This window comes from Ruegeria sp. CH2 (assembly GCF_056537065.1).
The window spans coordinates 86,836-112,625 of record NZ_JBQFQV010000015.1 but is presented as its reverse complement, the minus strand read 5'-3'; the positions used below and the strand labels follow the sequence as shown (position 1 = coordinate 112,625).

The 25,790-nt window shown below is 55.9% G+C and carries 23 protein-coding genes; 12 read left to right on the top strand and 11 right to left on the bottom strand.

Going from position 1 to position 25,790, the window contains the following annotated elements; genetic code table 11:
- The first annotated feature begins 143 nt into the window (after positions 1 to 143).
- The 5 genes from hpaD (at position 144) to ACR0M9_RS17700 (ending at position 5,280) form a co-directional block, all read left to right on the top strand.
- Positions 144 to 995 (top strand): 3,4-dihydroxyphenylacetate 2,3-dioxygenase, encoded by an 852-nt coding sequence (gene hpaD / locus ACR0M9_RS17720; RefSeq protein ID WP_480774245.1) that lies wholly within the window; start codon positions 144 to 146, stop codon positions 993 to 995.
- 93 nt (positions 996 to 1,088) lie between these two features.
- A complete protein-coding gene (locus ACR0M9_RS17715) occupies positions 1,089 to 2,561 on the top strand; it encodes an NAD-dependent succinate-semialdehyde dehydrogenase (protein ID WP_480774244.1) in 1,473 nt (490 codons plus the stop codon).
- Entirely contained in the window at positions 2,561 to 3,415 is an 855-nt protein-coding gene (locus tag ACR0M9_RS17710) for a fumarylacetoacetate hydrolase family protein (protein WP_480774243.1), read from the top strand. The genes ACR0M9_RS17715 and ACR0M9_RS17710 overlap by 1 nt, the downstream gene beginning before the upstream one ends.
- Positions 3,412 to 4,212 carry a 2-oxo-hept-4-ene-1,7-dioate hydratase gene (hpaH, locus tag ACR0M9_RS17705; protein WP_480484354.1) on the top strand — a complete coding sequence of 267 codons (801 nt, stop codon included), beginning with the start codon at positions 3,412 to 3,414 and terminating at the stop codon, positions 4,210 to 4,212. Before ACR0M9_RS17710 ends, hpaH begins: the two co-directional genes overlap by 4 nt.
- Before the next feature lie 12 nt (positions 4,213 to 4,224).
- Positions 4,225 to 5,280 (top strand): aldolase/citrate lyase family protein, encoded by a 1,056-nt coding sequence (locus ACR0M9_RS17700; protein ID WP_480774242.1) that lies wholly within the window; start codon positions 4,225 to 4,227, stop codon positions 5,278 to 5,280.
- A 144-nt stretch (positions 5,281 to 5,424) separates the two neighbouring features.
- Here the strand turns inward: ACR0M9_RS17700 and ACR0M9_RS17695 are convergent, their stop codons facing one another.
- From ACR0M9_RS17695 to ACR0M9_RS17665, 7 genes are all read right to left on the bottom strand, one after another.
- On the bottom strand, positions 5,425 to 6,654 hold the full coding sequence (locus ACR0M9_RS17695; RefSeq protein WP_480774241.1) for an AGE family epimerase/isomerase: 1,230 nt from the start codon (positions 6,652 to 6,654) through the stop codon (positions 5,425 to 5,427).
- Between the two features lie 67 nt (positions 6,655 to 6,721).
- The gene (locus ACR0M9_RS17690) at positions 6,722 to 7,789 is read right to left on the bottom strand and encodes an ABC transporter ATP-binding protein (RefSeq protein WP_480774240.1); all 1,068 of its coding nucleotides are present in this window, start codon (positions 7,787 to 7,789) and stop codon (positions 6,722 to 6,724) included.
- An 11-nt stretch (positions 7,790 to 7,800) separates the two neighbouring features.
- Positions 7,801 to 8,643 carry a carbohydrate ABC transporter permease gene (locus ACR0M9_RS17685; protein WP_480774239.1) on the bottom strand — a complete coding sequence of 281 codons (843 nt, stop codon included), beginning with the start codon at positions 8,641 to 8,643 and terminating at the stop codon, positions 7,801 to 7,803.
- 10 nt (positions 8,644 to 8,653) lie between these two features.
- Entirely contained in the window at positions 8,654 to 9,460 is an 807-nt protein-coding gene (locus ACR0M9_RS17680; protein ID WP_480774238.1) for a carbohydrate ABC transporter permease, read from the bottom strand.
- 125 nt (positions 9,461 to 9,585) lie between these two features.
- The gene (locus tag ACR0M9_RS17675; RefSeq protein ID WP_480774237.1) at positions 9,586 to 10,845 is read right to left on the bottom strand and encodes an ABC transporter substrate-binding protein; all 1,260 of its coding nucleotides are present in this window, start codon (positions 10,843 to 10,845) and stop codon (positions 9,586 to 9,588) included.
- A gap of 35 nt (positions 10,846 to 10,880) precedes the next feature.
- Positions 10,881 to 12,032 carry an aminotransferase class I/II-fold pyridoxal phosphate-dependent enzyme gene (locus ACR0M9_RS17670; protein ID WP_480774236.1) on the bottom strand — a complete coding sequence of 384 codons (1,152 nt, stop codon included), beginning with the start codon at positions 12,030 to 12,032 and terminating at the stop codon, positions 10,881 to 10,883.
- On the bottom strand, positions 12,025 to 12,801 hold the full coding sequence (locus tag ACR0M9_RS17665) for a FadR/GntR family transcriptional regulator (protein ID WP_480774235.1): 777 nt from the start codon (positions 12,799 to 12,801) through the stop codon (positions 12,025 to 12,027). The genes ACR0M9_RS17670 and ACR0M9_RS17665 overlap by 8 nt, the downstream gene beginning before the upstream one ends.
- A gap of 389 nt (positions 12,802 to 13,190) precedes the next feature.
- On the opposite strand from ACR0M9_RS17665, the gene ACR0M9_RS17660 reads away from it, so the two are divergent.
- Both ACR0M9_RS17660 and ACR0M9_RS17655 read left to right on the top strand, forming a co-directional pair.
- Positions 13,191 to 14,930 carry a type I secretion system permease/ATPase gene (locus ACR0M9_RS17660; RefSeq protein ID WP_480484348.1) on the top strand — a complete coding sequence of 580 codons (1,740 nt, stop codon included), beginning with the start codon at positions 13,191 to 13,193 and terminating at the stop codon, positions 14,928 to 14,930.
- On the top strand, positions 14,930 to 16,246 hold the full coding sequence (locus ACR0M9_RS17655; RefSeq protein WP_480774234.1) for an HlyD family type I secretion periplasmic adaptor subunit: 1,317 nt from the start codon (positions 14,930 to 14,932) through the stop codon (positions 16,244 to 16,246). The genes ACR0M9_RS17660 and ACR0M9_RS17655 overlap by 1 nt, the downstream gene beginning before the upstream one ends.
- Positions 16,247 to 16,254: 8 nt before the next feature.
- Here ACR0M9_RS17655 and ACR0M9_RS17650 read toward each other — a convergent pair whose 3' ends face one another.
- The 3 genes from ACR0M9_RS17650 to ACR0M9_RS17640 are packed head-to-tail and all read right to left on the bottom strand — an operon-like array spanning position 16,255 to position 19,266.
- Positions 16,255 to 17,262 carry an ABC transporter substrate-binding protein gene (locus ACR0M9_RS17650; RefSeq protein WP_480774233.1) on the bottom strand — a complete coding sequence of 336 codons (1,008 nt, stop codon included), beginning with the start codon at positions 17,260 to 17,262 and terminating at the stop codon, positions 16,255 to 16,257.
- Complete coding sequence (locus ACR0M9_RS17645; RefSeq protein WP_480774246.1) at positions 17,241 to 18,608, bottom strand: sensor histidine kinase; 1,368 nt, start codon at positions 18,606 to 18,608, stop codon at positions 17,241 to 17,243. The genes ACR0M9_RS17650 and ACR0M9_RS17645 overlap by 22 nt, the downstream gene beginning before the upstream one ends.
- A complete protein-coding gene (locus tag ACR0M9_RS17640; RefSeq protein ID WP_267366073.1) occupies positions 18,598 to 19,266 on the bottom strand; it encodes a response regulator transcription factor in 669 nt (222 codons plus the stop codon). The genes ACR0M9_RS17645 and ACR0M9_RS17640 overlap by 11 nt, the downstream gene beginning before the upstream one ends.
- A gap of 108 nt (positions 19,267 to 19,374) precedes the next feature.
- Between ACR0M9_RS17640 and ACR0M9_RS17635 the strand changes: the two genes are divergently transcribed.
- The 5 genes from ACR0M9_RS17635 to ACR0M9_RS17615 all read left to right on the top strand — a co-directional run bounded on the left by ACR0M9_RS17635 (position 19,375) and on the right by ACR0M9_RS17615 (position 24,358).
- Positions 19,375 to 20,355: a tripartite tricarboxylate transporter substrate binding protein gene (locus ACR0M9_RS17635; RefSeq protein WP_267366074.1), complete on the top strand. Its 981-nt coding sequence runs from the start codon at positions 19,375 to 19,377 to the stop codon at positions 20,353 to 20,355.
- Between the two features lie 66 nt (positions 20,356 to 20,421).
- A complete protein-coding gene (locus ACR0M9_RS17630; RefSeq protein WP_267366075.1) occupies positions 20,422 to 20,904 on the top strand; it encodes a tripartite tricarboxylate transporter TctB family protein in 483 nt (160 codons plus the stop codon).
- A gap of 1 nt (position 20,905) precedes the next feature.
- The gene (locus ACR0M9_RS17625) at positions 20,906 to 22,417 is read left to right on the top strand and encodes a tripartite tricarboxylate transporter permease (RefSeq protein WP_480588430.1); all 1,512 of its coding nucleotides are present in this window, start codon (positions 20,906 to 20,908) and stop codon (positions 22,415 to 22,417) included.
- Positions 22,410 to 23,594, top strand: coding sequence for a CaiB/BaiF CoA transferase family protein (locus tag ACR0M9_RS17620; RefSeq protein WP_480774232.1), 1,185 nt, complete (start codon positions 22,410 to 22,412; stop codon positions 23,592 to 23,594). The genes ACR0M9_RS17625 and ACR0M9_RS17620 overlap by 8 nt, the downstream gene beginning before the upstream one ends.
- Entirely contained in the window at positions 23,591 to 24,358 is a 768-nt protein-coding gene (locus tag ACR0M9_RS17615) for a citryl-CoA lyase (protein ID WP_480774231.1), read from the top strand. Before ACR0M9_RS17620 ends, ACR0M9_RS17615 begins: the two co-directional genes overlap by 4 nt.
- Here ACR0M9_RS17615 and ACR0M9_RS17610 read toward each other — a convergent pair.
- Positions 24,355 to 25,551, bottom strand: a complete 1,197-nt coding sequence (locus tag ACR0M9_RS17610; protein ID WP_480484341.1) for an acetate/propionate family kinase — start codon at positions 25,549 to 25,551, stop codon at positions 24,355 to 24,357. The two genes, ACR0M9_RS17615 and ACR0M9_RS17610, sit on opposite strands and share 4 nt — an antisense overlap.
- Between the last annotated feature and the right edge of the window lie 239 nt (positions 25,552 to 25,790).

The window sequence follows — 25,790 nt, the reverse complement described above, 5'->3', positions numbered from 1 at the left end:
GGCGGCAACTGGAGCTTCGAGTTCTACATGGAACAAAAACACGTCGGCTTCGCAACCGGAAATCACAACATCATGCAGCTGGGGAAGTGAAAACGACTGCACTCGAAATACGCGCTAAGAAACTCTAACTCCAGGAGGAGACCATGGGAGAAATCGTACTTGCCGCCAAAATGACTCACGTGCCTACCCTGCTCATGTCCGAGCAGGAAGGACCGATCAAAGGCAAGCGTCAACCGGCTATTGATGGCCACCGGGAGATTGCTCGTAGCGCCAAGGAACTGGGCGCAACAACTGTTGTCATCTGTGATACGCATTGGGTGTTGAACGCGGGCTTTCACATAAACGCCAACGACCATTTTGAGGGTCTATTTACATCGAATGAATTCCCCCAGTTCATTCAGGACCTGCCCTATAAATATGAGGGCAATCCCGAATTGGGTGATGCGATTGCGCGGATTGCGACCGAAAAGGGTGCTTATACGTTGGCCCATCACCTGGACAGCCTTGAGGTGGAATACGGCACGCTGGTGCCGATGCGGTTCATGAGCCGTGAACACGAAATGAAAGTGGTGTCGATCGGTGCGTGGTGCACTGTGCACGCTCATGACGAAAGCCGTATCGTCGGCGAGGCAATCCGCGAAGCAGTCGAGGCCAGCGACGAAAAGGTGCTGCTGGTTGCGTCGGGTTCGCTGTCGCACAAGATCTGGGCCAACAAGGACTATGCCGCCAATAACGGCACTTTCACAATCAGCTCAGAATTCAATCGCCAGATGGATCTGCACGTGCTGGAAATGTGGAAAAACGGCGATCACGCTACGTTCCTCAAGATGCTGGGTGACTATGCCAACTTCTGCTGCGGTGAAGGTTCGATGCATGATACCGCGATGCTATACGGCGCACTCGGCTGGGACGCTTACGACAAGAAATGCGAGGTTGTGACCGAGTATTTCCCGTCCTCTGGCACCGGTCAGACTAACGTCATATTCCCGGTCTGAGGGTCGCGGTTCCCATACCGATTGCTTGCCCCTGGTGCCTTTTGGCGGGGCAAGCCGTTGATCTATCTAATTCGAACTGATGCAGGTCCCCAAATGTTTCCTTTGAAAGACCCCGGTTTGCTGCGAGAGGCTGCCCTTGTAGGTACACGCTGGAATGAAGCTGACCCGGCCAACGGCCTTGCCGTCACCAACCCTGCCACCGGTGAAGTTATTGGTCATGTTCCCAATCTGGGCGCCGCCGAAACCGCCGAAGCTATTGCTGCCGCCGAGACCGCGCGCCACGGGTGGGCTAAACGCACCGCCAAAACGCGTAGTCAAATTCTGCGTCGCTGGTACGAACTGATGATGGAGAACCAGGACGATCTGGGTGCCATCCTGACAGCTGAGCAGGGCAAGCCACTGGCCGAAGCCAAAGGTGAGATCGCCTATGGTGCCAGCTTCATTGAGTGGTTCGCAGAAGAGGCCCGCCGCGCCTATGGTGATGTCACCCCAGGCCACGCGCCAGACAAACGCATCCTGACGATCAAACAACCCATCGGGGTTGTAGCCGCGATTACGCCGTGGAATTTCCCAAACGCTATGATCACGCGCAAGGCTGGCCCTGCTCTGGCGGCGGGCTGCTCCATGGTTCTGAAACCGGCCAGCCAGACTCCATTCTCAGCTATCGCGTTGGCGGTTCTGGCCGAAAGAGCGGGCCTGCCTGCGGGGCTGTTCTCGGTCGTCACCGGCTCAGCCCGTGGCATTGGCGGCGAGATGACCGGGAACCCGACAGTACAGAAACTGACCTTTACCGGTTCGACCGAGATCGGAACGCTTCTATATGCGCAATGCGCACCAACGATCAAAAAACTGGGGTTGGAGCTGGGTGGCAATGCGCCCTTCATTGTTTTCGATGATGCTGATCTGGACGCTGCTGTGGAAGGAGCGGTGATCGCCAAGTTTCGAAATAATGGTCAGACCTGCGTTTGTGCCAACCGCATTTACGTGCAGGCCGGTGTCTACGATTCCTTTGCCGCCAAGCTGCGCGACAAAGTAGCGACTTTGCCCACTGGTAATGGCTTTGACGAAGGTATCATATTTGGTCCGCTGATCGATCAGGCGGCAGTCGACAAGGTTGCTGAGCACATCGCTGATGCGACCTCGAAAGGTGCCGAAGTCACTCTGGGCGGCAAGTCGCACGATCTGGGTGGCACATTCTTTGAGCCAACCATTTTGACCGGTGTTACTTCGGAGATGGCGGTCGCGACCGAAGAGACGTTTGGCCCGGTCGCACCCCTTTTTAAGTTCAACACCGAAAGCGAAGTCGTCGCTGCGGCAAATAACACCGAGTTCGGCCTTGCCTCATATTTCTATTCCCGCGACCTGGCTCGCGTTTGGCGAGTTTCCGAGAAGCTGGAATATGGCATGGTCGGAATCAACACCGGCCTGATCTCGACTGCGGAAGCTCCGTTTGGCGGGGTTAAGATGTCTGGTCTGGGCCGTGAAGGCTCGCGCCATGGGCTGGATGACTTCATGGAACTCAAATACCTGTGCATGGGCGGCATCGACACCGCCGAGGAGGCTTAATGCGCTTTGCTACTTTTACCACCGAAGGGGATACCTTTTTTGGCGCGATTACCGATGATGGTGCGATTGCCCTGAACGGTGATTTCCCCGAGTTTTCCAGCCTGTATGAGGTCATCGCTGCGGGTGAGTTTAGCCGGTTGGCTGCGGCGGCCGAGGGTAAGCCTGTGACCCATTCCGATTTCACCTATGAAATGGTGATGCCGGATGCACGTCGCATTCTGTGCGTCGGCGTGAACTTTCCGGACAGAAATGCGGAATACAAGGATGGCAGCGCGCAACCGGAATATATGTCGCTGTTCCCCCGCTTTGCCAGCGGTTTTACCGGCCACAACCGCCCGCTGATCCGTCCGCCGGAAAACCACACGCTGGACTACGAGGGCGAAGTGGCCATTGTAATCGGCAAGGCGGGTCGCCGGATATCGCAGGACGAAGCCTATGAGCACATCGCCGCGTTGACGCTGTGCAACGAAGGCACGATCCGCGATTGGGTGCGCCATGCCAAGTTCAACGTAACTCAGGGCAAGAACTGGGATAATTCAGGGTCGATCGGCCCTTGGCTGGTGCCCTTCACCGACCCGGCGCAATTGGATGACGCCCGCATTCAAACCCGCGTCAATGGTGAGTTGCGTCAGGACGACACCCTCGACCGCATGATGTTCCCGATCCGGCGCGAGATCGAGTATATCTCGACCTTCATGACCCTGAAACCGGGTGACATTATCGTAACCGGCACCCCCACCGGTGCGGGCGCGCGCTTTGACCCGCCAAAATATCTTGCACCGGGTGACGTGGTCGAGGTTTCTGTCGAAGGTATCGGCACCCTGCGCAACACAGTCGAGGATGAGAAGGCATGACACCCGAAGAGCATGCCCGCGCAGCAGCCGACCTGCTTCAGGCCGAACGCACCGGCGACCAGATCGGTCTGCTGAGCCTGCGCCACCCCCAGATGGGTATGGACGACGCTTATGAGGTGCAGAACGCCATCTATCGCCAGAAGCTGGCCGAGGGGCGCAAGGTCATCGGGTGGAAAATCGGTCTGACATCGAAAGCGATGCAATATGCGCTGAACATCGATATTCCCGACAGCGGCATCCTGTTTGATGATATGGCGTTTGAAAACGGTGGTATGGTCCCTGCGGGCCGGTTCATCCAGCCCCGGATCGAGGCTGAAATCGCCTTTATCATGAAATCCGCAGTCGGTGGCGAGAATGTCAGCCGCGACGACATCGTATCCGCCACGGACTACGTCTCACCGGCGATTGAAATTCTGGACACACGTATTCAGCGTCAGGACCCCGAGACCGGCAAGGCCAGAACCGTCTTTGACACGATCAGCGACAATGCCGCCAATGCAGGGATTGTGCTGGGTACAGAGCGCCACGCGATTGACGAATTCGACCTGCGCTGGGTTGGTGCCTTGACCTTCCGCAACGGTGAGATTGAGGAAACCGGCCTTGGGGCCGGCGTATTGAATGATCCTGTTGAAAGTGTTGTCTGGCTGGCCCGGCGCATGGCGCAATACGGACAAAGTATTGAACCCGGACAAGTGATCCTGTCGGGCAGCTTCATTCGCCCCGTCGAATGCCCGCCAAGCACGGAAATTCACGCCGATTTCGGACCCTTCGGCTCGGTCGATATCAAATTTGATTGAAGGAGCACCTTAATGCCCGCGCCAACAAACCCCTTCAAGGCCGCACTGAAAGCCGGAAAACCCCAGATCGGATGTTGGATTGGGATGGCCAATGCACATGCCGCCGAAATCGCCGCCACATCCAGATTTGACTGGCTGCTTGTTGACGGGGAACATGCCCCGAACGATCTGCGGTCTATCCTTGAGCAAGTGAGGGTCATCGAAGGCACAGGTAGCCAACCGGTAGCGCGCCTGCCAATTGGCGAGACCTGGATGATCAAGCAATATCTCGATGCTGGCGTCCAAAGCGTATTGGTGCCAATGGTTGAAAGCGGCGATCAAGCGCGGGAATTGGTGCGCGCGGTGCAATATCCACCACATGGAGTTCGAGGCGTTGGGTCTGCTCTGGCGCGTGCTTCGCGTTTCGCGGCGATCCCGGATTACCTGACAACGGCAGGCGACCAGATTTGCCTGTTGGTTCAGGTGGAAAACCGCCTTGGCCTGGATGCACTGGATGACATTCTGACGACAGATGTCGACGGCGTATTTATCGGTCCGTCAGATTTGGCCGCGGATATGGGGCACATCGGCAATGCTGGCCACCCCGACGTGGTCGAAGCGGTTTTGGACGCGTTGTCAAGGATCGTGGCAGCGGGCAAGGCAGCGGGCATCCTAACGTTGGACCCCGTGATGCAGCGCAAGTGTCTGGATCTTGGGGTTACGTTCCTGGCCACGAATATCGACGTAACACTTTTTGCCAAGTCTATGCGAGGGGCGGCCGAAACTGCGTTGGAAATGTTGCCAGACCAGTGCGCGTCTGGAAATGCGCGAACAGAAATGGCCAGCAAGTATCTTCAGCAGTTATGCAAGCACTGGTCCCACAAAGGGCAAGTCGAATTTGGCGCAACTGAAGGAAACGTTTCGTTTGAAAACCGGCGCGCGGTTGCGATGAAAGCGACGGACGAAGGGCTGGAAATAGTTGCTTCAGTCGGCCCACGTGAGGATTTGAACTTTTGGATGGGTGTTATAGAGGACCACCTGAAACGCTTTGCGTTTCGCGAGGAGTTCGAGGTTGTTTGGAATGCATAGCGCTGGAATGCAAGGGCAACCGAGCGCGCCCGGGACTTTCGGACACCGCCGCAGGCTACGATTTGTAGTCAGCGGGTATTCGACAAGATCCTGCACCGGATTCTGACTCGGGTAAAACAAGCCGCAACTGCGGATTTTCCAAACCTAAAGCGGCATCAACCTCGATAGACGTTGTGACAGTGGAAACAGACAGGCTTGCAACGAGTGATAGATGTCCGGCTTGCCGTCAAAGATGGATGTCACAACAGCCCCTGCCCCATCTACTGCTGGATACCAGCCGCCATGCTGATGATCGACAAATGTTTCATTCGCATAGGTCCAGAGCTTTCTGTACCACTCCTCGTCTTCTGGCCTTCTGTCAAGCACGATCAGAGCGGCAACCGCCCCGATGGCTTCGGTGATGGGCCACCAGAACCGCGAAGCGTTGGCAACGCGGCCATCAAAATCAAGTGTGTAGGCCAACCCGCCATCAGGCAGCCACGCATCTTTCAAAGCCTGCGCAATCAGGTGGCGCGCCGTGTTCGGAGTATTAGGGCTCGTTCGGCCTGACAAATCCCAATGCTGAAGCTGAAGCCGACCCAATTCGAACGAATGCCCCGGCGTTGTTCCGGAAGGCCTGAACATCGGATCGCCCGCATAATCTCGGTTAATTTGCCAATCAGACGAATAGTGTTCGGGAAGCCGCCAGTTTTCACCGGGTGCAATTTTGCCAATGAAAAAGTCCAGAATGCGACCGGCGCGGGACAGGTAGGTTTCGTCCCCTGTTGCCTCAAAGGCAGCCAGCATCGCCTCAACGCCGTGCATATTGGCATTCATTCCACGATATGCGGAAAACGGCGTCCAATCCCTGTTCCATTCATCGCGAAACAGGCCCGCTTCTTCGTCCCAGAAGTGTTTTTCCAGAACATTTCGGACATCTGTCATTAGTTTGTCTGCATCCGGGTGACCCGCCATTTTCGCACTTGCCGAGGCAAGAAGGACAAAGACGTGCCCATAAGCAAGCTTGCGGTCATCCTTGATCTGATCCCCTTCCAGCGCCCAAAGATATCCGCCGTGGTCGCGATCTCGGTGATGGCTTTCAAGAAATGCCATACCGTGATCAATGATCCGTTCAGCACCTTGAAAACCAGACAGATGTCCTAATGCATAAGAATGAATCAACCGGGTTGTCGTGTGCAGCTCCTGCAGCTTGCCGGGCAGCGGGCGACCATCGTGACCAAGTGTATAGAACCCGGGCTCATCCCGGCAACTCGCGCTGAAGAACGTAAGTTGCCGCTTGGCCTGGTTCATCAACCAATCGCGGTGTCTTGGCGTTTCAATCCAAAACCCGGTCTCGGACTGTGACCCCGGAAGCAATAACTGATTGTCGTTCATCTAAATATCCCGCGGATGGAGTCCTGTCGTGCGCGACTTGGCCCGATCTTCCAAATTGCCCATCATCTCAGCAAGCCCGTCGCAACGCTGTACCATCCGAGGCAAACAGATGTGCATTCTGTGCTTGAATGCGCAAACCGAGGCGATCCCCGGATTTCACGGGGATATTGCCATGCTTGCGCACCATCATGGGGCCGATCCCCTCGGCATTGACGTAGATGTTCGTGTCCGACCCCAGATGTTCAACAACATCCGCAACGGCCGACAGATCACCGGCACCGTTGTCCACGACATCGATGTGTTCCGGCCTTACACCCAGTTCTTTGGCCTGAGCGGTAAGGGGTTGATCGAGGATTTTTATTTCAACCCCATTCCCGACATTCACACCAGTTTCAGTTCCCAATACAGGCACAACATTCATGGTGGGTGAGCCGATAAACTGCGCAACAAACTTGTTGGCCGGTCTTTCATAAAGCTCAAGCGGGCTGCCGACTTGCTGGATGTCGCCTGCGTTCAGAACAACGATCCGATCTGCCAGCGTCAACGCTTCGACCTGATCATGGGTCACATAGATCATGGTCGCGCTGAGCTTTTGATGCAGCCGCGCAATCTCCAGCCGCATCTCGACACGCAAAGCGGCGTCAAGGTTTGACAATGGCTCGTCAAACAGAAATGCGCGCGGGTCTCGGATGATGGCCCGTCCCATAGCAACCCGCTGACGTTGACCACCTGAAAGGGCTTTGGGCAAGCGATCCGTCAATTTGGTCAATCCCAGCGTCTCTGCCGCCTGGGCGACCTTTGATATGCGTTCAGCCACCGGAGCTTTGCGGATTTCCATTGAGAAACCCATGTTTCGCGCGACATCCATATGCGGATAGAGAGCGTAGGATTGGAACACCATCGCGATGTCCCGGTCCCTTGGTCTCACATCGTTCATACGCTCGCCATCGATCAGAAAGTCGCCGCTTGATATCGGTTCAAGACCAGCAACCATGCGCAGCAAAGTGGATTTGCCGCAGCCTGACGGGCCGACCAGAACGATGAACTCACCATCCTGAATTTCAAGGTTGATGTTGCGCAGGACCTCGACGGATCCATAGCGTTTTGCAACGTCACGAAGTTCGATACGTGCCATGATCTGGCCTCCTATCCTTTGACCGCGCCGGACGTGAGGCCCTGCACGAGATAGCGTTGAATGAAGATGAAGAAGAGGCAACTTGGGATCAGCGCCAGCACGCCGGCTGCCATCATTTGCCCCCAATCGACCGAGAATTTGGAAACAAACGTCAACAAGCCAACCGGGAATGTCATCGCGTCGTTCTTCGAGATCAGCATCAACGCAAACAACAGCTCGGACCACGCGGCAGTAAAGACAAACCCAAGCGTCGCCCCTAACCCGGGCAATGTCAGCGGGAACACCACTTTGCGCAGCGCCTGAAACCGTGTACAGCCATCCATCATCGCCGCATCTTCCAGATCTTTGGGTATGCCATCAAAAAATGACTGCATCAGGAATGTTGCAAAGGGGATGTTGAACGCAGTGTAGACCACGATAAGGCTTGTCAGCGAATTCAGCAGCCCCAGGTCCGCGATGATCTTGTAGATGGGTGCGATGATCATCAGCAGGGGGAACATCTGGGTGACTAGCATCAAGGCGATGATGATGCGTTTGCCCGCAAAGACGAAGCGGGAAAAGGCATAACCCGCCCCAGCCGCGAACAAGGTCGTAAAGAACGCCGCGCCCAGCGACACCACAAGAGAGTTCCGGAAATAGACCACAAAATCGGTCTGAAAGATAACCGTTTTGAAGTTTGAAAAGGTCACCTCGCTTGGAAACAGGCGGGTGCCCTCTGAAAAGATCAGTGCGTCCGGCGTCAACCCGATCTTGAGCAACCAATAAAGCGGGAACAACGCAAAGATCAGATAGAACGCAAGTGCCGCGTATTTACCCACAACCAGCAGGGGGTTGGGTTTCCTGACAGCTGACATGGTCAACTCCTCAAATCTTGACCAGCTTCTTGCGAAGCCAGAGCAGGATAACGGCGTAAATCAGAAGGATCAGCAACAGCGCCACAGCAATGGTTGACGCGTAGCCGAAGTCCAATTTGCGAAAAGCGGTGGTGAATATGTAGGTCGACAGGATTTGCGTCGAATTGGCAGGCCCGCCGCCGGTCATCACATAGATCAGGTCGGCGAAATTGGCGATCCAGATCGTCCTCAGCATCACGGTGATCGCGATCATCGGAGCAAGAAACGGCAACGTGATCTTGGTGAAGGTCTGCCAGGGGGTCGCGCCATCGACTTCTGCGGCCTCATAAAGCTCATCGGGTATTGATTGCAAAGCCGCCAGCAGCGTGATCGCAAAGAACGGCACGCCAAACCAGATATTTGCTGTGATCGGACCCCACATGGCAAGCTTGGGGTCGCCAAGGATATTGTAGGGCTCTGACAGAATGCCAAGCGCGGCCAGCCAATGCGGCAGCGGGCCGATGACAGGGTTAAAAAGCCACGCCCAAGTCAGCGCGGAAAGGAAGGTCGGGACAGCCCAGGGTAGGAAAACAAGCGCCTGAAAAAGTTTCTTTCCAAAGAACTGCGTGTTCAAAAGCATGGCAAGGCCAAGGCCAAGCAGAAACTGGAATGTTATCGACCAAAAGGTCCAGAACAGCGTGTTCTCCATCGCGATCCAGAACTTGCGGTCTCGCCACAGGTCAACGTAGTTTTCAAACCCGATCCAACCAGAAGCAAAAGGCTTTAACAGCTCAATGGATTGGAACGAATATGAGATTCCGATGATTAGCGGAACCATGATCACCGCACCGATCAAAAGAATTGCGGGCGACAAATAGAAAAAAGGCTCGACCATGTATTGCAGGTAGAGCGAGCGTCGTGCCCGGGTTTCCCCGGGCCTGACAGTTTTCTGAGTACGCGAAATCACTGTTTTGCCTTCCACTTGGCATGCTCGTCGGTGAGGAACTCTGCCCACTCATCCGCGACGTCCTGCGCGCTGCGCTGCCCCAACAGGGCTTCCTGACTGGTTTCCAGCAGAAGTGTGCTGCCGAAGTAGCCCCACTGCTCCAGGTTGGTTGGCATTGTTGTCGGCACATATTGCTCACCGTTCAGTTCTTCGAACCAGCCTTTGAATTGCTCGGTCTGGAAATGAGGATCCTGGTCGGCGCCTTTGTGGATCGGAATGACGCCAACACGCTTTGCCCACGTGGCGTTGGCTTCGGGCGTCGACAGGGCTGCGACCAGATCAAAGGCTTCGGCTTCATGTTCAGTTGCACTGAAGATCGACCAGCCTGCGAACCCAATGGTCGGGAAAGCTTTGCCCGAAGGCCCAACAGGCATCGGAATGACCGCGAAATCTTCGGCAGGCATCCGCTCGGCAATAGCGATCAGTGCGTCCGGGTCCTGATCGAGGAATGCACAGGTGCCGGAATAGAAACCAGCCACAATCTCGTTAAAGCCCCAACTGACGGCATCCTTGGGCGCATATCCGTTCTGATACATGTCGATCATGAACTGGATGCCTTCGACCGAGCCGGGCTCGTTGATGCGGCTGGTGCCGTCTTCTGTGAAAAACTCGTTGGTGCCGTTCATGGCTGCGGCGAACATGATCCAGCCATTTGTTCCACCGGGACCACCGCGCAGACAGTATCCGTACTTGCCTTCAAGCTCGGACACCGCGGCAGAGGCAGCCTTGAACTCCTCCATCGTAGTCGGAGGGGTGTCGATACCGGCTTCGGCCAGCAGTTTTTTGTTGTAGAACATCGCCCGCAGGTAGAAGCCGTACGGGATCATATAGAGATCACCCGCCTGGCTGCCCATGGCAACGGTCTTGTCTGTCAGCGTTGCCCCGTGTTCCCATCCAGCGACATGGTCCTTGAGACTGACCAGCTGGTCGGACCCGGCATAAAGAGCCTGCCAGGTATCAGGCATTTCAACCACATCCGGGATGTCGCCACCTGCCACCATTGTCGCCAGCTTTTCGAACGCGTTGCCCCACGGCAGCGATACAATCTCGACAGTGACGTCGGGATTATTGGCTTCAAATTCATCAACCAGCCCCTGAAGCACCTCTGTACGCTCGGGGCTCGTAATAACCTCGACCAGTTTCAGTGTGGTCTCGGCATAAGATGCCGAACCCATGAACACGGCCGCAGCCGTCATTCCTGATAGTAGTTTTTTCATGTTTTCCTCCTGTTGATTTTATTGAGCGAACAGTTCTAAGCCGTGCTTTCGGCGAGAGCCGAAGCAAAATCGGCCCACAAGTCTTCTGCCGACTCGAGCCCCAAACTCAGGCGCACCAGATTGGGTGAGACCCCAAATTTCTGCATTGAGTTCTGTTCGCCAGCCTGAGCAAGCCCAACGCGTGCAGGCAGGATCAGACTTTCGAAGCCGCCCCAGCTCACGCCGAGGCGGAATAGGTTCAAAGCATCAGAAAACTTTGCGATGTCGACACTGTCATCAAACTCAACCGACATAAGTCCGGACCGCCCCGTCAACCCGGGAACGTCGTTGGCCCCGGGTGAGTTGACTCGCCTCACCTGCGGAACAGTGGCCAGGTGATCGACGAAGATGTTGGCAGTCGCCTGATGCTGCATCATGCGCGCATGCAAAGTACGCAGGCCGCGCGTCAACAGGAACGCTTCAAAAGGTGCCAGTTTAGCACCAAGCAAAGGAAGTGTCAGATCACGGATGCGGGCGATATGGTTTTTGGAGGCAACCGCCACGCCCGCAACCGTGTCCGAGTGCCCCGAGATATATTTCGAGGCTGAGTGGATGACGATATCGATGCCCAGTGTGAGGGGGCGTTGGAATACCGGGCTTGCCCATGAATTATCGATCATCGTCAGCACATTGTGGCGTCTGGCATGCTCTGCGACGCGGCGCAGATCCATCGCCTCAAAAACGACGGAACCGGGACTCTCCAGATAGGCAAGCGTTACATCGGCAAGCAGTTCGGGGTCGTTTTCGAAACGCTCCGGCGCGTGATAGTCGATATGCACCCCGAACGGGCGCAGGATGCGCTCCATAAACCGGAATGTGTCCGGATAGACATGTTCGACGCAGGCAATCCGGTCACCGGGTTTGACAAATGCCAGCAGCGTCGAAGATATTGCGGCCATCCCGGAAGCAAATGCAACGGCTGTCTGACCTTGTTCGGCTTCAGCCATGAGCGTTTCAAACGCGGCGACGGTCGGGTTTTCCACGCGCGTGTAGATGGCTGTTTCTGATCTTCCCGCCATCCGGTCTTCAAAACTCTGATAATTGTCGAAAGTGAATAGTGAGGTTTGAACAATAGGCGGCGTGACCGAACCTGCCGCGTCCGGGAAGATTGCTGCAAGACGCGTTGCAAGGTCTTTGTAATCAGACATTCTGACTTTCCATGATTTCCAGGACTTCTGCTTCGACCATGTCCATGATCTCGCCGACAATCCTTGCGGCTTCTTCTGCTCTGCCAGCGACGACTGCTTCGGCAAGTTGCGTGTGCATTGGAATTGAGGCCTGACCCAAGTGCGGTTGGCCGAATGGTGCTTCGTATACTTCGTTAAAGGCTTCTTGAATCTGCCGGATTAGCTGCCCGAACAATGGGTTTCCGCACGCTTCGTGCAGTGAAGCGTGAAACCGGTAGTCTGCCTGACGCCAGTCCTCACCGGCAGAATGAACAGCTATGAGTTCTGCAACGCGGGCCGAAATCAAAAGCCGCTGCGCGTCTGAGCAATTCAGTGCTGCCAACCTTGCTGCCTCAATTTCCAGTGGCCGACGCACGGCGTGCGTCCGCAAAAGGCTTTCGGCTTCGAGCTTCAGCGTGAATGGAAGGTGGATCGTGTTGGCAGATACCTCGGCCGCCAATCGCGTCCCGGCTTTCTTGTTCCGCACAACGATGCCCATGTTCTGCCAGCTTGTCAGAGCCTCCCGAACCTTCGCCCTTCCGATCCCAAGCTGATTTGCAATTTCGATCTCTGGCGGCAGGCGATCGCCTACCTTCAATCCTTCCAGTTCGATCATTCCAGAGAGAGCCTCCAGAACGTCCCGGCCGCTGCTGCCAGCCGGTAGCACCTTCAAGGTGTTGCCGACACTCTCAGCTTTTTCTTTTGGGGGCGTTCTTTTGACCACGCGCGGCTTCTCCGATTCGTATTTCATTCACTTTTACATTTAATGTAGGACAAAATAAACAATAATGTCCGACATTAAAAAACGCTTGTCATCCTTACAGTTGAAGTCGAAAAATCCGGTCTCGGTCATTTCGCGGCGGGATCAATGCAACCATAATCGCCTGCGGCTTGTTGGCGGGCTGCGGTCTTCGCGCGTCCGTCTATTTGCTGTATTCCGCCCGATTTGCCGTAATCCTGAAACGCCCGCCCAGCGGCGCCTGTAATTGCCGTTAGATTTTTGTCAGCTACGGCTGAATAGTGCTTCTTTACGCTAGGGACCCGCGGTTTCTTGCCCAAAAAAAGATGTGCAAACTTGGCAAGGCTGATCTAACTTTTTAAATGCGGGGGCGCATCTCCGGATAATATGGATTTAAAACATTGAAACCTGAACACCGCGTATCTGCGGCCCCCCGGCATGAACTGCGCAATGTGCGCAATCAGGGGATCGCGTTCCTTGCTTTGGCGTTCTTGTTCAGCATTTTTGTGAACCTGCTTATGCTGACTGGCCCATTGTTCATGTTGCAGGTGTATGACCGGGTATTGGGCTCGCGTGCAGTGGAAACACTGACAGCGCTGTTTTTGTTGGTGGCGTTGCTTTATGCGCTGATGGCGATGCTGGATTTTGCCCGCGGACGCATCGTGGCCCGGTTCGGCGCACGGTTCCAGTCACAGTTGGATGAGCGCGTCTTCGAAGCAACGCTGCGGCGTTCACTTTTGCCGCAAATACGATCTGCCCCGGCAACGGCCTTGCGTGATTTGGAATCCATTCGAAACCTGTGCTCATCCCCCGTTCTGCTGGCGGTGATGGATATTCCATGGACGCCTGTTTTTCTGGGTGCGATTTTCCTGTTTCATCCCTTGCTGGGCTGGCTGGCCGTGGCAAGCGGTGTTCTGCTTGTCGTGATTGCACTGCTCAATCAGGCTCTGACCAGCAGAAAAGTCGCTGAAGCACAAACTGCAGCAGCGCGGGCAAACGCCTTTGCGGAACATGCGAGACAAGCGGCAGAGGTTGTGCGCTCACAGGGTATGCAGGCGGACGTGACAAAGCGGTGGTTGGACCAGCGTTCGAATGCCTTGCGCCAAACCATTTCGGCCAGCGACTGGACAGGCAGTTTTACGTCTTTGACCAAGTCGTTACGACTGTTTCTTCAATCTGCAATGCTTGCCTTGGGCGCGTGGCTGGTTTTGCAAAACGAAATGACACCGGGCGCGATGATCGCGGGTTCAATCCTTTTGGGTCGAGCCCTCGCCCCGGTCGAACAAGCGGTCGGCCAATGGGGCATGATCGAACGTGCGCGAACGGCCTGGACTTCCCTAAGCCGGTTTTTGGATCAGACCCCGCCCGAAGAGCAGCGGATTCGCTTGCCCATCCCGAAGGCACAGTTGGAAGCCAAATCGCTGACTGTCATTCCCCCCGGGGCAACAACGCCAACGTTGCGGAACGTGAATCTGAAGTTGCAACCGGGCAAGGCGCTGGGTGTCATCGGCAAAAGCGGATCGGGAAAGACGACACTGGCCAAGGCGTTGCTGGGGCTTTGGAATCCGGCAGCCGGTGAAATTCGGCTGGGTGGTGCCACTCTGGATCAATATGACTCCAACGATCTGGGCAGCCATATCGGATATTTGCCGCAGCAGGTTACCCTGTTTAACGGGACTGTGGCCGAGAACATCGCCCGGATGTCAGAAAACCCGGATTCCGAAGCAGTGGTGGCCGCAGCCAAGAAAGCCAATGCGCACGACCTGATCCTGTCTTTGGAAAAGGGTTATGGTACCTTCCTTGAAGGCAATGACAGCCAGTTGTCAGGCGGGCAGAAACAGCGCATCGCGCTGGCCCGCGCCCTCTATGGCGACCCTGTTCTGCTTATTCTCGACGAACCAAACTCGGCACTGGACGCGGATGGCACCGAAGCCTTGAACGCAGCCGTGAGGGGGCTCAAGGCGGCCGGCAAAGCCGCGATCATCATGACACACCGCCCGCAGGCCATTTCGGAATGTGACGATCTGGCCGTTGTCGAAAAAGGACAAGTGGTCAGGTTCGGCAGCCGTGACGAGGTTCTCAGCGCAATGGTGCAGAATGCCGGCGCGATTAAGCGCAAGCTTAGCCCCGTAGGTGAATAATGGCAAAAAAGACGACCAAGAAGCAGGCGCAGGCCTGGAGTATGAAAATTCCTGCCTTGGTGGGATTCGCCGCACTTGCCATTTTGGTTGGCGGATTGGGTCTTTGGGCAGTGAAGACGCGCCTCGCAGGTGCGATCGTATCCTCAGGAGTGATCGAGGTACAAAGCAACCGTCAGGTGGTCGAACACCCTGATGGCGGCGTTGTTGGCGAGATATTTGTACGCGATGGTGATGTGGTCGCCTCGGGCGAGATGCTGTTGCGGCTGGATGATACTTTCCTATCGTCCGAACAGACGATTGTGGAAGCGCAGCTTTTTGAGCTTCTGACACGGCGTGTCCGGCTTCAGGCCGAACGCGACGGGCTTTCGTCGCAAGAGTTGGCGGCGCGGTTGCACGAGATTCAGACGGAATACAGCATTGATCTGGACCTGATCGAAGGTCAGCAAAACCTGTTCGACGCCCGGGTGGAAACCCTATCCAAACAGCAAGAACAGCTGAACAAGCAGCTGGTTCAGATCGAGAGCGAGATTGAAGGCACGCAGGCCCAACTCGTTTCGCTGCGCCGTCAGGTTGAATTGATCGAGGATGAGCTGGAAGACCAGCAAAGCCTGTTGAAACGAGGATTGACGCAAACCAGTCGTGTACTGGCCCTGCAACGGGAAGAAGCCAGCCTGACAGGTGAAATAGGCCGACTGGAAGCCGCAGTCGCCCGCCTCAAAGGGCAGATCGCTTCAACCGAGATCCAGATTGTTGAACTGACTGCTACCCGCCGCGAAGAGGCGATTACCACGTTGCGGGACGTACAGGCACAAGTTGCTGAACTATCGGAACGCCGACTGTCCCTGTCCGAGCGGCTGACACGATTGGACATCCGCGCACCGGTCAGCGGAACAGTATATGGAAGTCAGGTCTTTGCCCTTCAGTCTGTCGTTCAGCCGGGTGAACCCATGATGTATGTTGTTCCACAGGATACGCCATTGCTTGTCGCCGCGCGCGTTGACGCGATCCATGTGGATCAGCTGCATGTAGGTCAACCTGTCGCCCTGCGGTTTCCGGCCTTCAATCAGCGTGAAACGCCTGAATTGGACGGGCAGGTCAAAAACGTGTCAGCCGATACATTCACGGATGAAAAGTCCGGCTTTACATTCTACCGCGCCGAAGTGGTTATGAATGATGGCGAGCTGGACCGTCTCAACGGTCAGGAGCTTTTGCCGGGTATGCCTGTTGAGACACTGATCAAAACCGATGAACGCACCCCGTTGTCCTATCTGGTCAAGCCGATGGCCGATTACTTCAATCGTGCATTTAGGGAATGACGGCAGGGCTATCTCTGGATAACTGCGCTTTCCCATTCGGCCAGAAAACGGCGGCGTTTTAATCTGTCCAAAAACGTCATCAGCGCTGGATCAAGCCCAATCGTTTCACGTTCTTCGTCCGTGTCAAAAGGTGCCAAAGGCGGGAGGGTGTGGCCCCCACCTGACTGCGTGGATTGCTTTGATACAAGGTGACGAACAAAAGACGCGGCAAATTCGGGTACGGGTGTACCTTCAAGAACCATCACCGTGCGCATCATGGTCGTCTGAAAATCCGACGGCAGGATAACCTCAAGCGTATCCTTGTGCCCGGCGCGCGCATCCGCATAGCTGCCAAGTACATTATAGGCTACGGCGATCTCACCTTTAACAAGATCATCAATCATGTCGCCGGAACAGCAGTACAGACGCACATCCAACCCGCCCATGACTTCCATCAGGCGCCAGAACGTTTCTGACGCACGGGCATCCTGCGTCGCAAACAGATACCCTAGACCGGACTGACGGATGTCATAAGTTCCCACCCGGCCCCGAAAGCTGTCCGGTCGCATTCGAAGAGCTTCAATCAGTTGCTGTCGGGTCTCTGGGACAGGCGCGCCGGAAAAGGCGGCACGGTTGATCACGATGGTCGCGGGCTCGAACGTGAAGGCGAAAAGACTGCGATGCCACTGCGCCCAGGATGGCAGCGATATGTCATCAATCACGCGTCCATAACCGTCATTGGCCAGTTTCAGTTGCAGGTCCATGGCGCTGGAAATGACAATATCGAAATCTTCCGGTGCGGTGCGCACGATCCGATCGATGTCGGCAGTACCCGTCACCAAATACTCGACAGAAATGTCAGGGTTTTCCTTGATAAAGCTGGAAATCATAGGCTCAAACAAAAACGTATCGGTGCTTGAGATGACCCGAATATGTGCCTCGTCTGCTTCGGCGTTGAATACTTGCCAATCCTCCCAGACTTGCGCCTGTGTGACAGCGGGAAACCAAAGGAAGACTAAAGCGATAATGTAACGCATGCGCCGCCTCCCTGTCTGTTGGACAAGGCAAGCGCTCCACCATGCGCTGTTGCAACGTCCTGCGCGATGGTCAGGCCCAAACCGGACCCAATGGTACCACTTGCGTTCTTACCCCGTTCAAACCGACGCGTGAGAGTGTCAATTTCGTTTAAGGGAAACCCCGGGCCACGGTCTTTTACCCGGATTTGAGCCCATGGCTCCGACGTGACTTCGATGCGAACAGAACTGTCGGCCGGAGCATATTTAAGTGCGTTGTCAATCATGTTGCGCACGGCGTTTTGAATGAGGATGGGGTCACCTGAATACATGACCTGTGGGTCGCCACAAAGCGACAACGACAAGTCCTTCATCTCGGCAATTGGTGTCAGGCGCTGCACAAGGTCACTGACCAAAGCGTTCAGGTCAATGTCTTCCCGCTCAAGGTGGTCAGCCCGGAACGTGATCATCGCATGATCCAACAGCTGTCCGGCTGCACGAGAGCTTTCGTCAATGGCGCGCACCATCGAGCGCAGCGCCTCGCGGTTTTCTTCTTTTTCAACCCTTTGCAAAGTGGCGTCAGCATAGGACCTGACCGTAGCAAGAGGGGTGCGAACACGGTGGGCCGCCTCGGCAATAAAGTCTTCTGACTGGCTGAGTGACTGATCAAGCCGACCCATCAATGAGTTCAGTGAAGCAACCAACGGGGCCATTTCGCGGGGTACCGGCTTTTTGAACGGGCTCAGATCCTGCGGCCCACGGCGGGTGACAGAGGTTGTCAATCTATTCAACTGCCCGATGGTCGAGGACGTCGCCCAGAAGGAAAGAGCGGCAGCAAGGGCAAAGAACCCTACGCCCAGAATCGCTGCATTGCGCGAAATCTGGTCCAGAGTTTCGGCCAACGCGTCTTGTGTCTGCCCCAGCGCGACCACCAGTTCGGTTTGTTTGTCCAATCCCACCAAAGTCCGGCTGGCGCTGACCTGACGAATGGTTTCACCGCGAATCTGACTGGAACTGAAAAGCGACTTTCCGTCACGCGGTCCAATGGTCGGTGGAAAATCCTCGTATCCGGAAAGAAACGTGCCGTCCTGAAAAATAGAATAGAAGATCCGGTCGTCCGCAGGGGTGCTTAGCATCGCGAAGGCGGCATATGGGATATCGACCTCCAGCTCCCCTTCCCGCAAAGCGGCCGCATCGAGGATTGAGGCCACTGATGCACCAAGTATGTTGTCTTGCCCCTGTTGCGCGACCTGCGCAGCATAGTTTCGGACTGCGACAAACAGCAGGAACGCAAGTATGGCCGCGCCGCCGATCAGTGTCAGAACCAGCCTGTTCCGCAGCGATCCTGACACATTGGGATCAGGAGGCATGGTCAAGTCTGTATCCCAGCCCACGAAGCGTGGTGATCTTCAGGTCCGAGGGTTCCAGATGCTTGCGCAAACGGCCCACATAAACTTCGATCGCGTTATCAGAGACATCATCATCATAAGAAAACAGCCGGTCCGTTAGTTTTTGTTTCGAAAAAACCTGACCAGGTGCGCTGATGAACAATTCCAGCAGGCGCAGTTCACGATTGCGCAGCGACACGGTCTCGTCACCCACGGTCAGATGGCCAGCCAGGGGATCGAATACGATGCCGCCGACTTCTATCGTTGTCTTCGTATTCCCGGATTTACGACGCAGAACTGCGCGGCAGCGCGCTTCAAGCTCGGCATGATCAAACGGTTTGGTGACATAATCGTCAGCACCAAGATCAAGCGAGCCGATTCGATCCGAAACCTGACTGCGGGCCGTCAAAACGATCACCGGCGTGTCCAAATGGCTCGCGCGATGCCGCTTGAGGAAATCGCGACCGTCCCCATCCGGCAGCATGATATCCAGCAGGATCAGATCGTATTCCTGAGTTTCAACGAAGGCAGTAGCATCACCTAATGTAGACGCGTTATCAACCACATGCCCGTCTAACCTCATGCGGGAACTGATCGCGTTTGCGAGGTCTAGATTGTCTTCGACAAGCAGAAATTTCATCGGACTATAATACTATTCTCGCGCGTGACAGGTTGATGTCAGGTTGGTGTGTTTTTGTTCTTCCCAATCTGAGCCGCCATGCGGCCCGTTGTCAAATGGGAGGACATCATGACAACATTCGCACTGGGCCGTCGCGCCCTTATCGCAGCTGTTGCTGCAGTAGGTCTTGCAGGACCTGTTCTGGCTGAAGACCAGGTAGTGGACAGCATCCACTTTCTGATCCCCGGCGGCGCCGGTGGTGGTTGGGACGGTACCGCCCGCGGCACCGGCGAAGCGCTGACGAACGCCGGTCTTGTGGGCACCGCGTCTTATGAAAACATGTCAGGCGGTGGTGGCGGCAAAGCCATCGGCTATCTGATTGAAAACGCCGACAGCAACCACGGGACATTGATGGTAAACTCCACGCCAATCGTGATCCGTTCGTTGACTGGCGTGTTCCCTCACAACTTCCGCGACCTGACGCTGGTGTCGGGTACGATCGGTGATTACGCAGCCATTGTTGTCGGTAAAGACAGCCCCATCAATTCTATGAGTGATCTGCTGGCAGCTTTCGACGCCGACCCCGGCAACACGGCCATCGGCGGTGGCTCGGTTCCTGGTGGTATGGACCACCTGGTCGCAGCCATGGTGATGGAAGCGGCCGGAAAAGATGCGCTTGGCGTGAAGTACATTCCATATGATGCGGGTGGCAAAGCCATGGCTGCCCTTCTGTCCGGTGAGATCGCAGCGCTGTCTACAGGTTTCTCTGAAGCCGTCGATCTGGCCAACGCAGGTGAAGTTAAGATCATCGGCGTCACATCGGCAGATCGCGTAGATGCCGCCCCAGACGCGATGACCATGAAAGAACAGGGCATCGACACCACCTTTGTGAACTGGCGTGGCTTCTTTGCGGCCCCGGGTCTGCCCGAGGACAAGCTTGCAGCCTACCAGGCCGCGATTGCCAAGATGTACGACACCCCGGAATGGGAAGAGGTTCGTGCACGCAACGGTTGGGTGAACATCCACAACTCGGGCGATGATTTCCGGTCATTTCTTGAGCAGCAGGAACAACAGATCGGTGATCTGATGAAGAAGCTGGGCTTCCTCTGAATACAATTTGGGCAGAGCGGTAACCCGCTCTGCCATCCCTGACGACGAAAAAAAGGAGGGGGTCTCATGGCGCTGGATCGCTGGATCGCGCTCATTCTTCTGGGTGTTTGTTTAACATATGGCTACGCCGCTTGGTTCACGATGGACAGTAGTCTTCCCCCTTTCATGCAAAGAAACCCCATATGGCCAAGCACTTTCCCAAAAGTCTTGTCAATTCTGGGGATCATCACGGCCACGATCATTCTGCTGGGCTTTGAAAAGGCTGAACCCAGCGAACCTGAAATCGATTACCGGCGGTTGGGCGATTACCATCTTGGTCAGGCGATCATGCTGCTGGTTCTGATGGTTGTCTACGCGTTGTGCCTGCGTCCCGTCGGGTTCCTGATCTCAACTTCAGCCTTCCTGATCTTTGGGTCTTTTATCCTGGGTGAACGAAAATGGCATATCATGCTGCCCGTCGCCCTGATCGCCACCGGTACGGTCTGGTATCTGGTTCAGGAAGTCCTTGGCATATACATGCGCCCTTTGCCCGGCATTTTCGGAGGCTGACATGCTTGAAGGACTTCTGATTGGCCTGCAAACGGCATTCTCACTGCAAAATCTGCTGATGGTCGTGGCGGGCTGTCTGATTGGCACATTCATCGGAATGCTGCCGGGTCTGGGCCCGATGTCGATCATCGCCATCATGATCCCGGTAGCTATTTCCATGGGCGACCCGTCCGCTGCGCTGATCTTGCTGGCCGGTGTGTATTATGGCGCCATTTTTGGTGGTTCGACCTCTTCTATTCTGCTGAATGCGCCGGGGGTCGCGGGTACCGTCGCCTCAAGCTTTGACGGCTACCCAATGGCACGTCAGGGCAAAGCGGGCAAAGCCCTGACCATTGCAGCAATCGCGAGTTTTGCAGGCGGTACGCTAGGCGCATTGCTTTTGATGATTTTCGCCCCTGCCCTGTCGTCTGTTGCGTTGCTTTTCCATTCAGCCGAGTATTTCGCGCTAATGGTTGTCGGCTTGTCGGCCATTGCCGCCTTTGCGGGAACAGGTCAGGTTGCCAAGGCTATCATAATGACAATCCTTGGATTGATCATGGCCACCGTTGGCGAAGGCGCACTGTTCAATATGCCTCGTTTCACCATGGGCATCATGGATTTGCAGTCGGGCTTTGGCTTTATCACACTTGCAATGGCCATGTTCGCGTTACCCGAGGCGCTGTTTCTTGTTCTCAAACCCAAGGACCTTAAGGGCGAAGAAGGTGAAATCAAGGACCTGCGCATAAGCAGGGAGGAAGCCAAAGCCATTGCTCCGGTGATTGGCCGCCAGTCTATCCAAGGGTTTTTCATCGGCGTTCTGCCCGGTGCAGGCGCAACGATTGCCAGTTTTCTGGGCTACGCAGTCGAACGTAACATCGCTCCAAAGGCCGAGCAGGACGAATTCGGCAAAGGGTCAATCAAAGGGCTGGCCGCGCCTGAAACAGCAAACAACGCCGCCTGTACAGGCTCGTTCGTGCCGCTTCTGACGCTTGGCATTCCCGGATCGGGAACGACGGCGATCCTGCTTGGCGCATTGATTGCCCTGAACGTGACGCCGGGCCCACGCCTTATGCTGGACGAACCGCAGATCTTTTGGGCGGTCATCATGTCCATGTTCATTGGCAATCTGGTACTTCTGATCCTGAATCTGCCGCTGATCCCCTATATTGCCAAAGTTCTCTCGGTGCCGCGTAACTATCTGATCCCCTTTATTTTGTTCTTTACTCTGATGGGGGCCTATATCGGACAGAACAATGCAACCGAACTGCTGATACTGGTGGGTTTTGGGGTATGTGCAACGGCGTTGAAATTTGCTGATTACCCACTGGCACCACTGCTGATCGGTTTCATCCTCGGCGGTATGATGGAAGACAACTTCTCACGGTCCATGCAGTTGTACGATGGTATCGCCTTTATCTGGGAACGCCCGATGACGCTGGGTCTGCTGGTTATTGCGGCGCTTCTGGTGCTCCTACCCAGCTACCGCGCGCGCCGTGCACAGGCCCGGGCGGAAGGGGTTGCCGAAGGTGACTGACCCGCTGGCGGGAATACGGGTTCTCGATCTGACCAATGTCCTCGCGGGTCCGTATTGCTGCTACCAACTGGCATTGATGGGTGCCGACGTGATCAAGGTCGAACGCCCCGATGGTGGCGACCTTGCTCGCGTTCTGGGTGCAGATCCCGCCAGAAACAAGGCGGGGATGGGGATCAGTTTTCTGGCGCAGAACGCCGGAAAAAAGTCTGTCACGCTGGACATGAAATCGGAAAAGGGCAAGGCGCTGCTGAAACGCCTTGTCCAGTCAGCTGAAGTTCTGGTGGAAAACTTCCGGCCCGGAGTAATGGATCGTCTTGGTCTTGGTTATGAAGTTCTGCGCAACGTTAATCCCAACCTGATCTATTGCGCCATCAGCGGGTTCGGGCAGGATGGCCCCCGGCGCGGCGATCCAGCTTATGACCAGATTGTGCAGGGTATCAGCGGCGTGATGTCAATCACCGGCGCCCCCGACACGGCACCGTATCGCGTCGGCTATCCGTTGGCGGACACGGTCGGGGGGATGACGGCCGCCTTTGCAGTCGCGGCGGCATTGAACGCCAACCCACGCGGCACCTATCTGGATGTTGCGATGTCCGAAGCCGTTATTTCGACAATGGGTTGGGTTGTTTCAAATTATCTGGTGGGTGGCGTAACGCCCGGAGCGCATGGGAATGAGAACACAACCTCGGCCCCCTCAGGTACATTTGCCACGCGGGACAGCCCTATCAACATCGCGGCCAATCGGGACGAGCAATGGCAGGCACTTGCCCGCTGTCTCGGGCGGGATGACCTGCTGGACAACCCCGACTACGCAACGCGTGAAGATCGCAAAACAAACCGCCACGCCTTACGTACAGAACTGGAACGCACCCTAAAGACGAAGGCCGCGTCCGAGTGGGCGAGTGAACTAAACGCATTGGGGGTACCGACAGGACAAGTTCTGACCGTGCCCGAGGCCCTTGCAGACCCGCAACTTTCCGATCGCGGTCTGATTGGCTCTTTGTTGGTTCACGGCGAACAAATGCAACTTGCAGGCAGTCCCGTCGTAATGGATGGCGCCCGGCGAATGCCGCAAATCGCGCCACCAAAACTTGGGGCCGACAACAAGGCGGTGTGGTCCGAAATCGGATTGACCGACGCGGAAGTCGACGCGCTGAGCAGAGAGGGGATCATATGAGCGATGTGTCAGATTGGTGGGCAACATCCATCATCGATATGGAACCTGGCCGGATAGACCTGCGCGGGGAGCCGATTCAAAACCTGATCGGACGCTTTGGTTTTGCGGAGATGATCTGGTTTATGGTACGCGGCGACCGCCCATCAAAAGCGCAGGCCCAATTGTTCGAAGCCGCGCTGGTCGCGGCAGTCGACCACGGTCCTCAGGCACCGTCGATTGCAACCGCGCGCATGGCGGTTACCTGTGGCCTGCCTCTCAACAACGCGATGGCGAGCGCTGTGAACATGTTGGGCGACATTCATGGAGGGGCTGGCGAGCAGGCCGTGGAACTCTACCACTTTGTGGGCCATTACCCTGGCACTTTGGCGCAGGCAATCGATGCGTGGATCGAAAGCCACGGAAAGATACTTCCGGGTTTTGGACACAGGTTTCACACGCCCACAGACCCCCGCGCGCCGCGCCTGATGGACTTGGTCGCCGAAGCGGTGAAAACCGGTGCTTGCGATGGGCAATTCATGCGCATTGCGCAGCAGATCGAGGCAGAAATTGCGCGGCGTAAGGGTAAACCCGTCCCGATGAACATCGATGGCGCAACCGCAGTTATTTATGCCGAGCTTGGGTTTGCGCCACCATTGGCGCGCGGCCTTTTCTGCCTGACCCGATCAGTGGGTATTCTGGCACATGCCTGGGAGCAGATGCAGCAAGGTGGTCGCAACAAAGGGCCGACCCCACCCTCATATCGCTGGACGTACCAGCCGGGTTAAGCGCTTTTCCGATGGGATCGATTTGCCAACAGATCGGCGGCCGCACGGGCAATAACCAGCTCTTCATTTGTCGGGATAACCATGGCGACCACTCGGGACAGGTCTGTCGAGATGATCCGATCATTGTCCGCGTTGGCATCGGGATCCAGTTCAATCCCCAGCCAGCCCATTCCGGAACATACCCTGTCGCGTACAAGGCGCGAGTTTTCTCCGATACCACCTGTGAAGATCAAGGCATCAATACCGCCCAATATTGCGGCCATTGCCCCAAGTTCGCGGCGGATGCGGAACGTGAAATAGCTAATGGCCTGTCGGCTTTCGCGGGTATCTGCTTTTTCAAGAGTGCGCATGTCGCTTGAAAGTCCCGAAAGACCCAGCAACCCTGATTTGCGAAACAGAAGGTCGGAAATCTCTGAGGCGCTCAACCCTTCCTGATCCATCAGATACAACAAAACACCGGGATCAAGCTGACCGCAACGGGATCCCATCGGCAGACCGTCCAACGACGAAAACCCCATGGTCGAACCGACGGATCGCCCCCCGATCATGGCACACATCGACGCACCGTTGCCCAGATGCGCAACCACAACCCGCCCCGCGTGCAAAAGCGGCGCGGTTTTGGCCAAATGGTCTGAGATGTATTCATAACTAAGCCCGTGAAAACCATAGCGTCGGACGCCTTTGTCGTAATACTCGCGCGGCAGGGCGAATACGTCGTTCTCCCAGGGGTGGTTGCGATGAAAGGCCGTGTCGAAACAGGCAATCTGGGCGGCATTCGGAAAACGTTCCATAGCTGCCTTGACGCCAGCCAGGTTGTGCGGCTGGTGCAGAGGTGCATACGGAGAGAGCTTGTCCAACTCCTCCAAAGCAGCGGCGGTCAACGGCAAAGGCGTATCGATCTCAGGTCCGCCGTGAACAATACGATGCCCAACCGCGGTGACCTCGCAACTGGGGAAGGCCCGTGACAACAGGTTCAGTACCCAGTCCAGGGCGGCGGCGTGATCGTGAATATCTCCTGCCGTGCCATTCGCCAGAACTCCACCGCCAGATGACCGCGCCTTGACGATTGGCTCAGGCTCACCGATCCGTTCGACCACACCGGTGCACACCATGACTGGATCGTCTTCTGTCAGTTCGAACAGGCCGAACTTCATCGAAGACGATCCGGCATTCAGTGTCACGACATGTGTCATGCATATCCTCTGGTTTGCGAAAAGGTGAAGTTCCTAAGGTTTACTGATCCGCTCTGGTACAAGGTTGAGTTTAAGACATTACCCAAGACTACGAGCCAGCCAACCGCTACGAACCCCGGTTTTTGCAAATCTCCATGGAAGAAAAGATCGTTCAGCCCAATTTTTCCGGGGTGCCAACAACACCTTCATTCCTGCCAACCTAGTCGTAATCATGGATTGGAACACGTGCAAGGCACTAA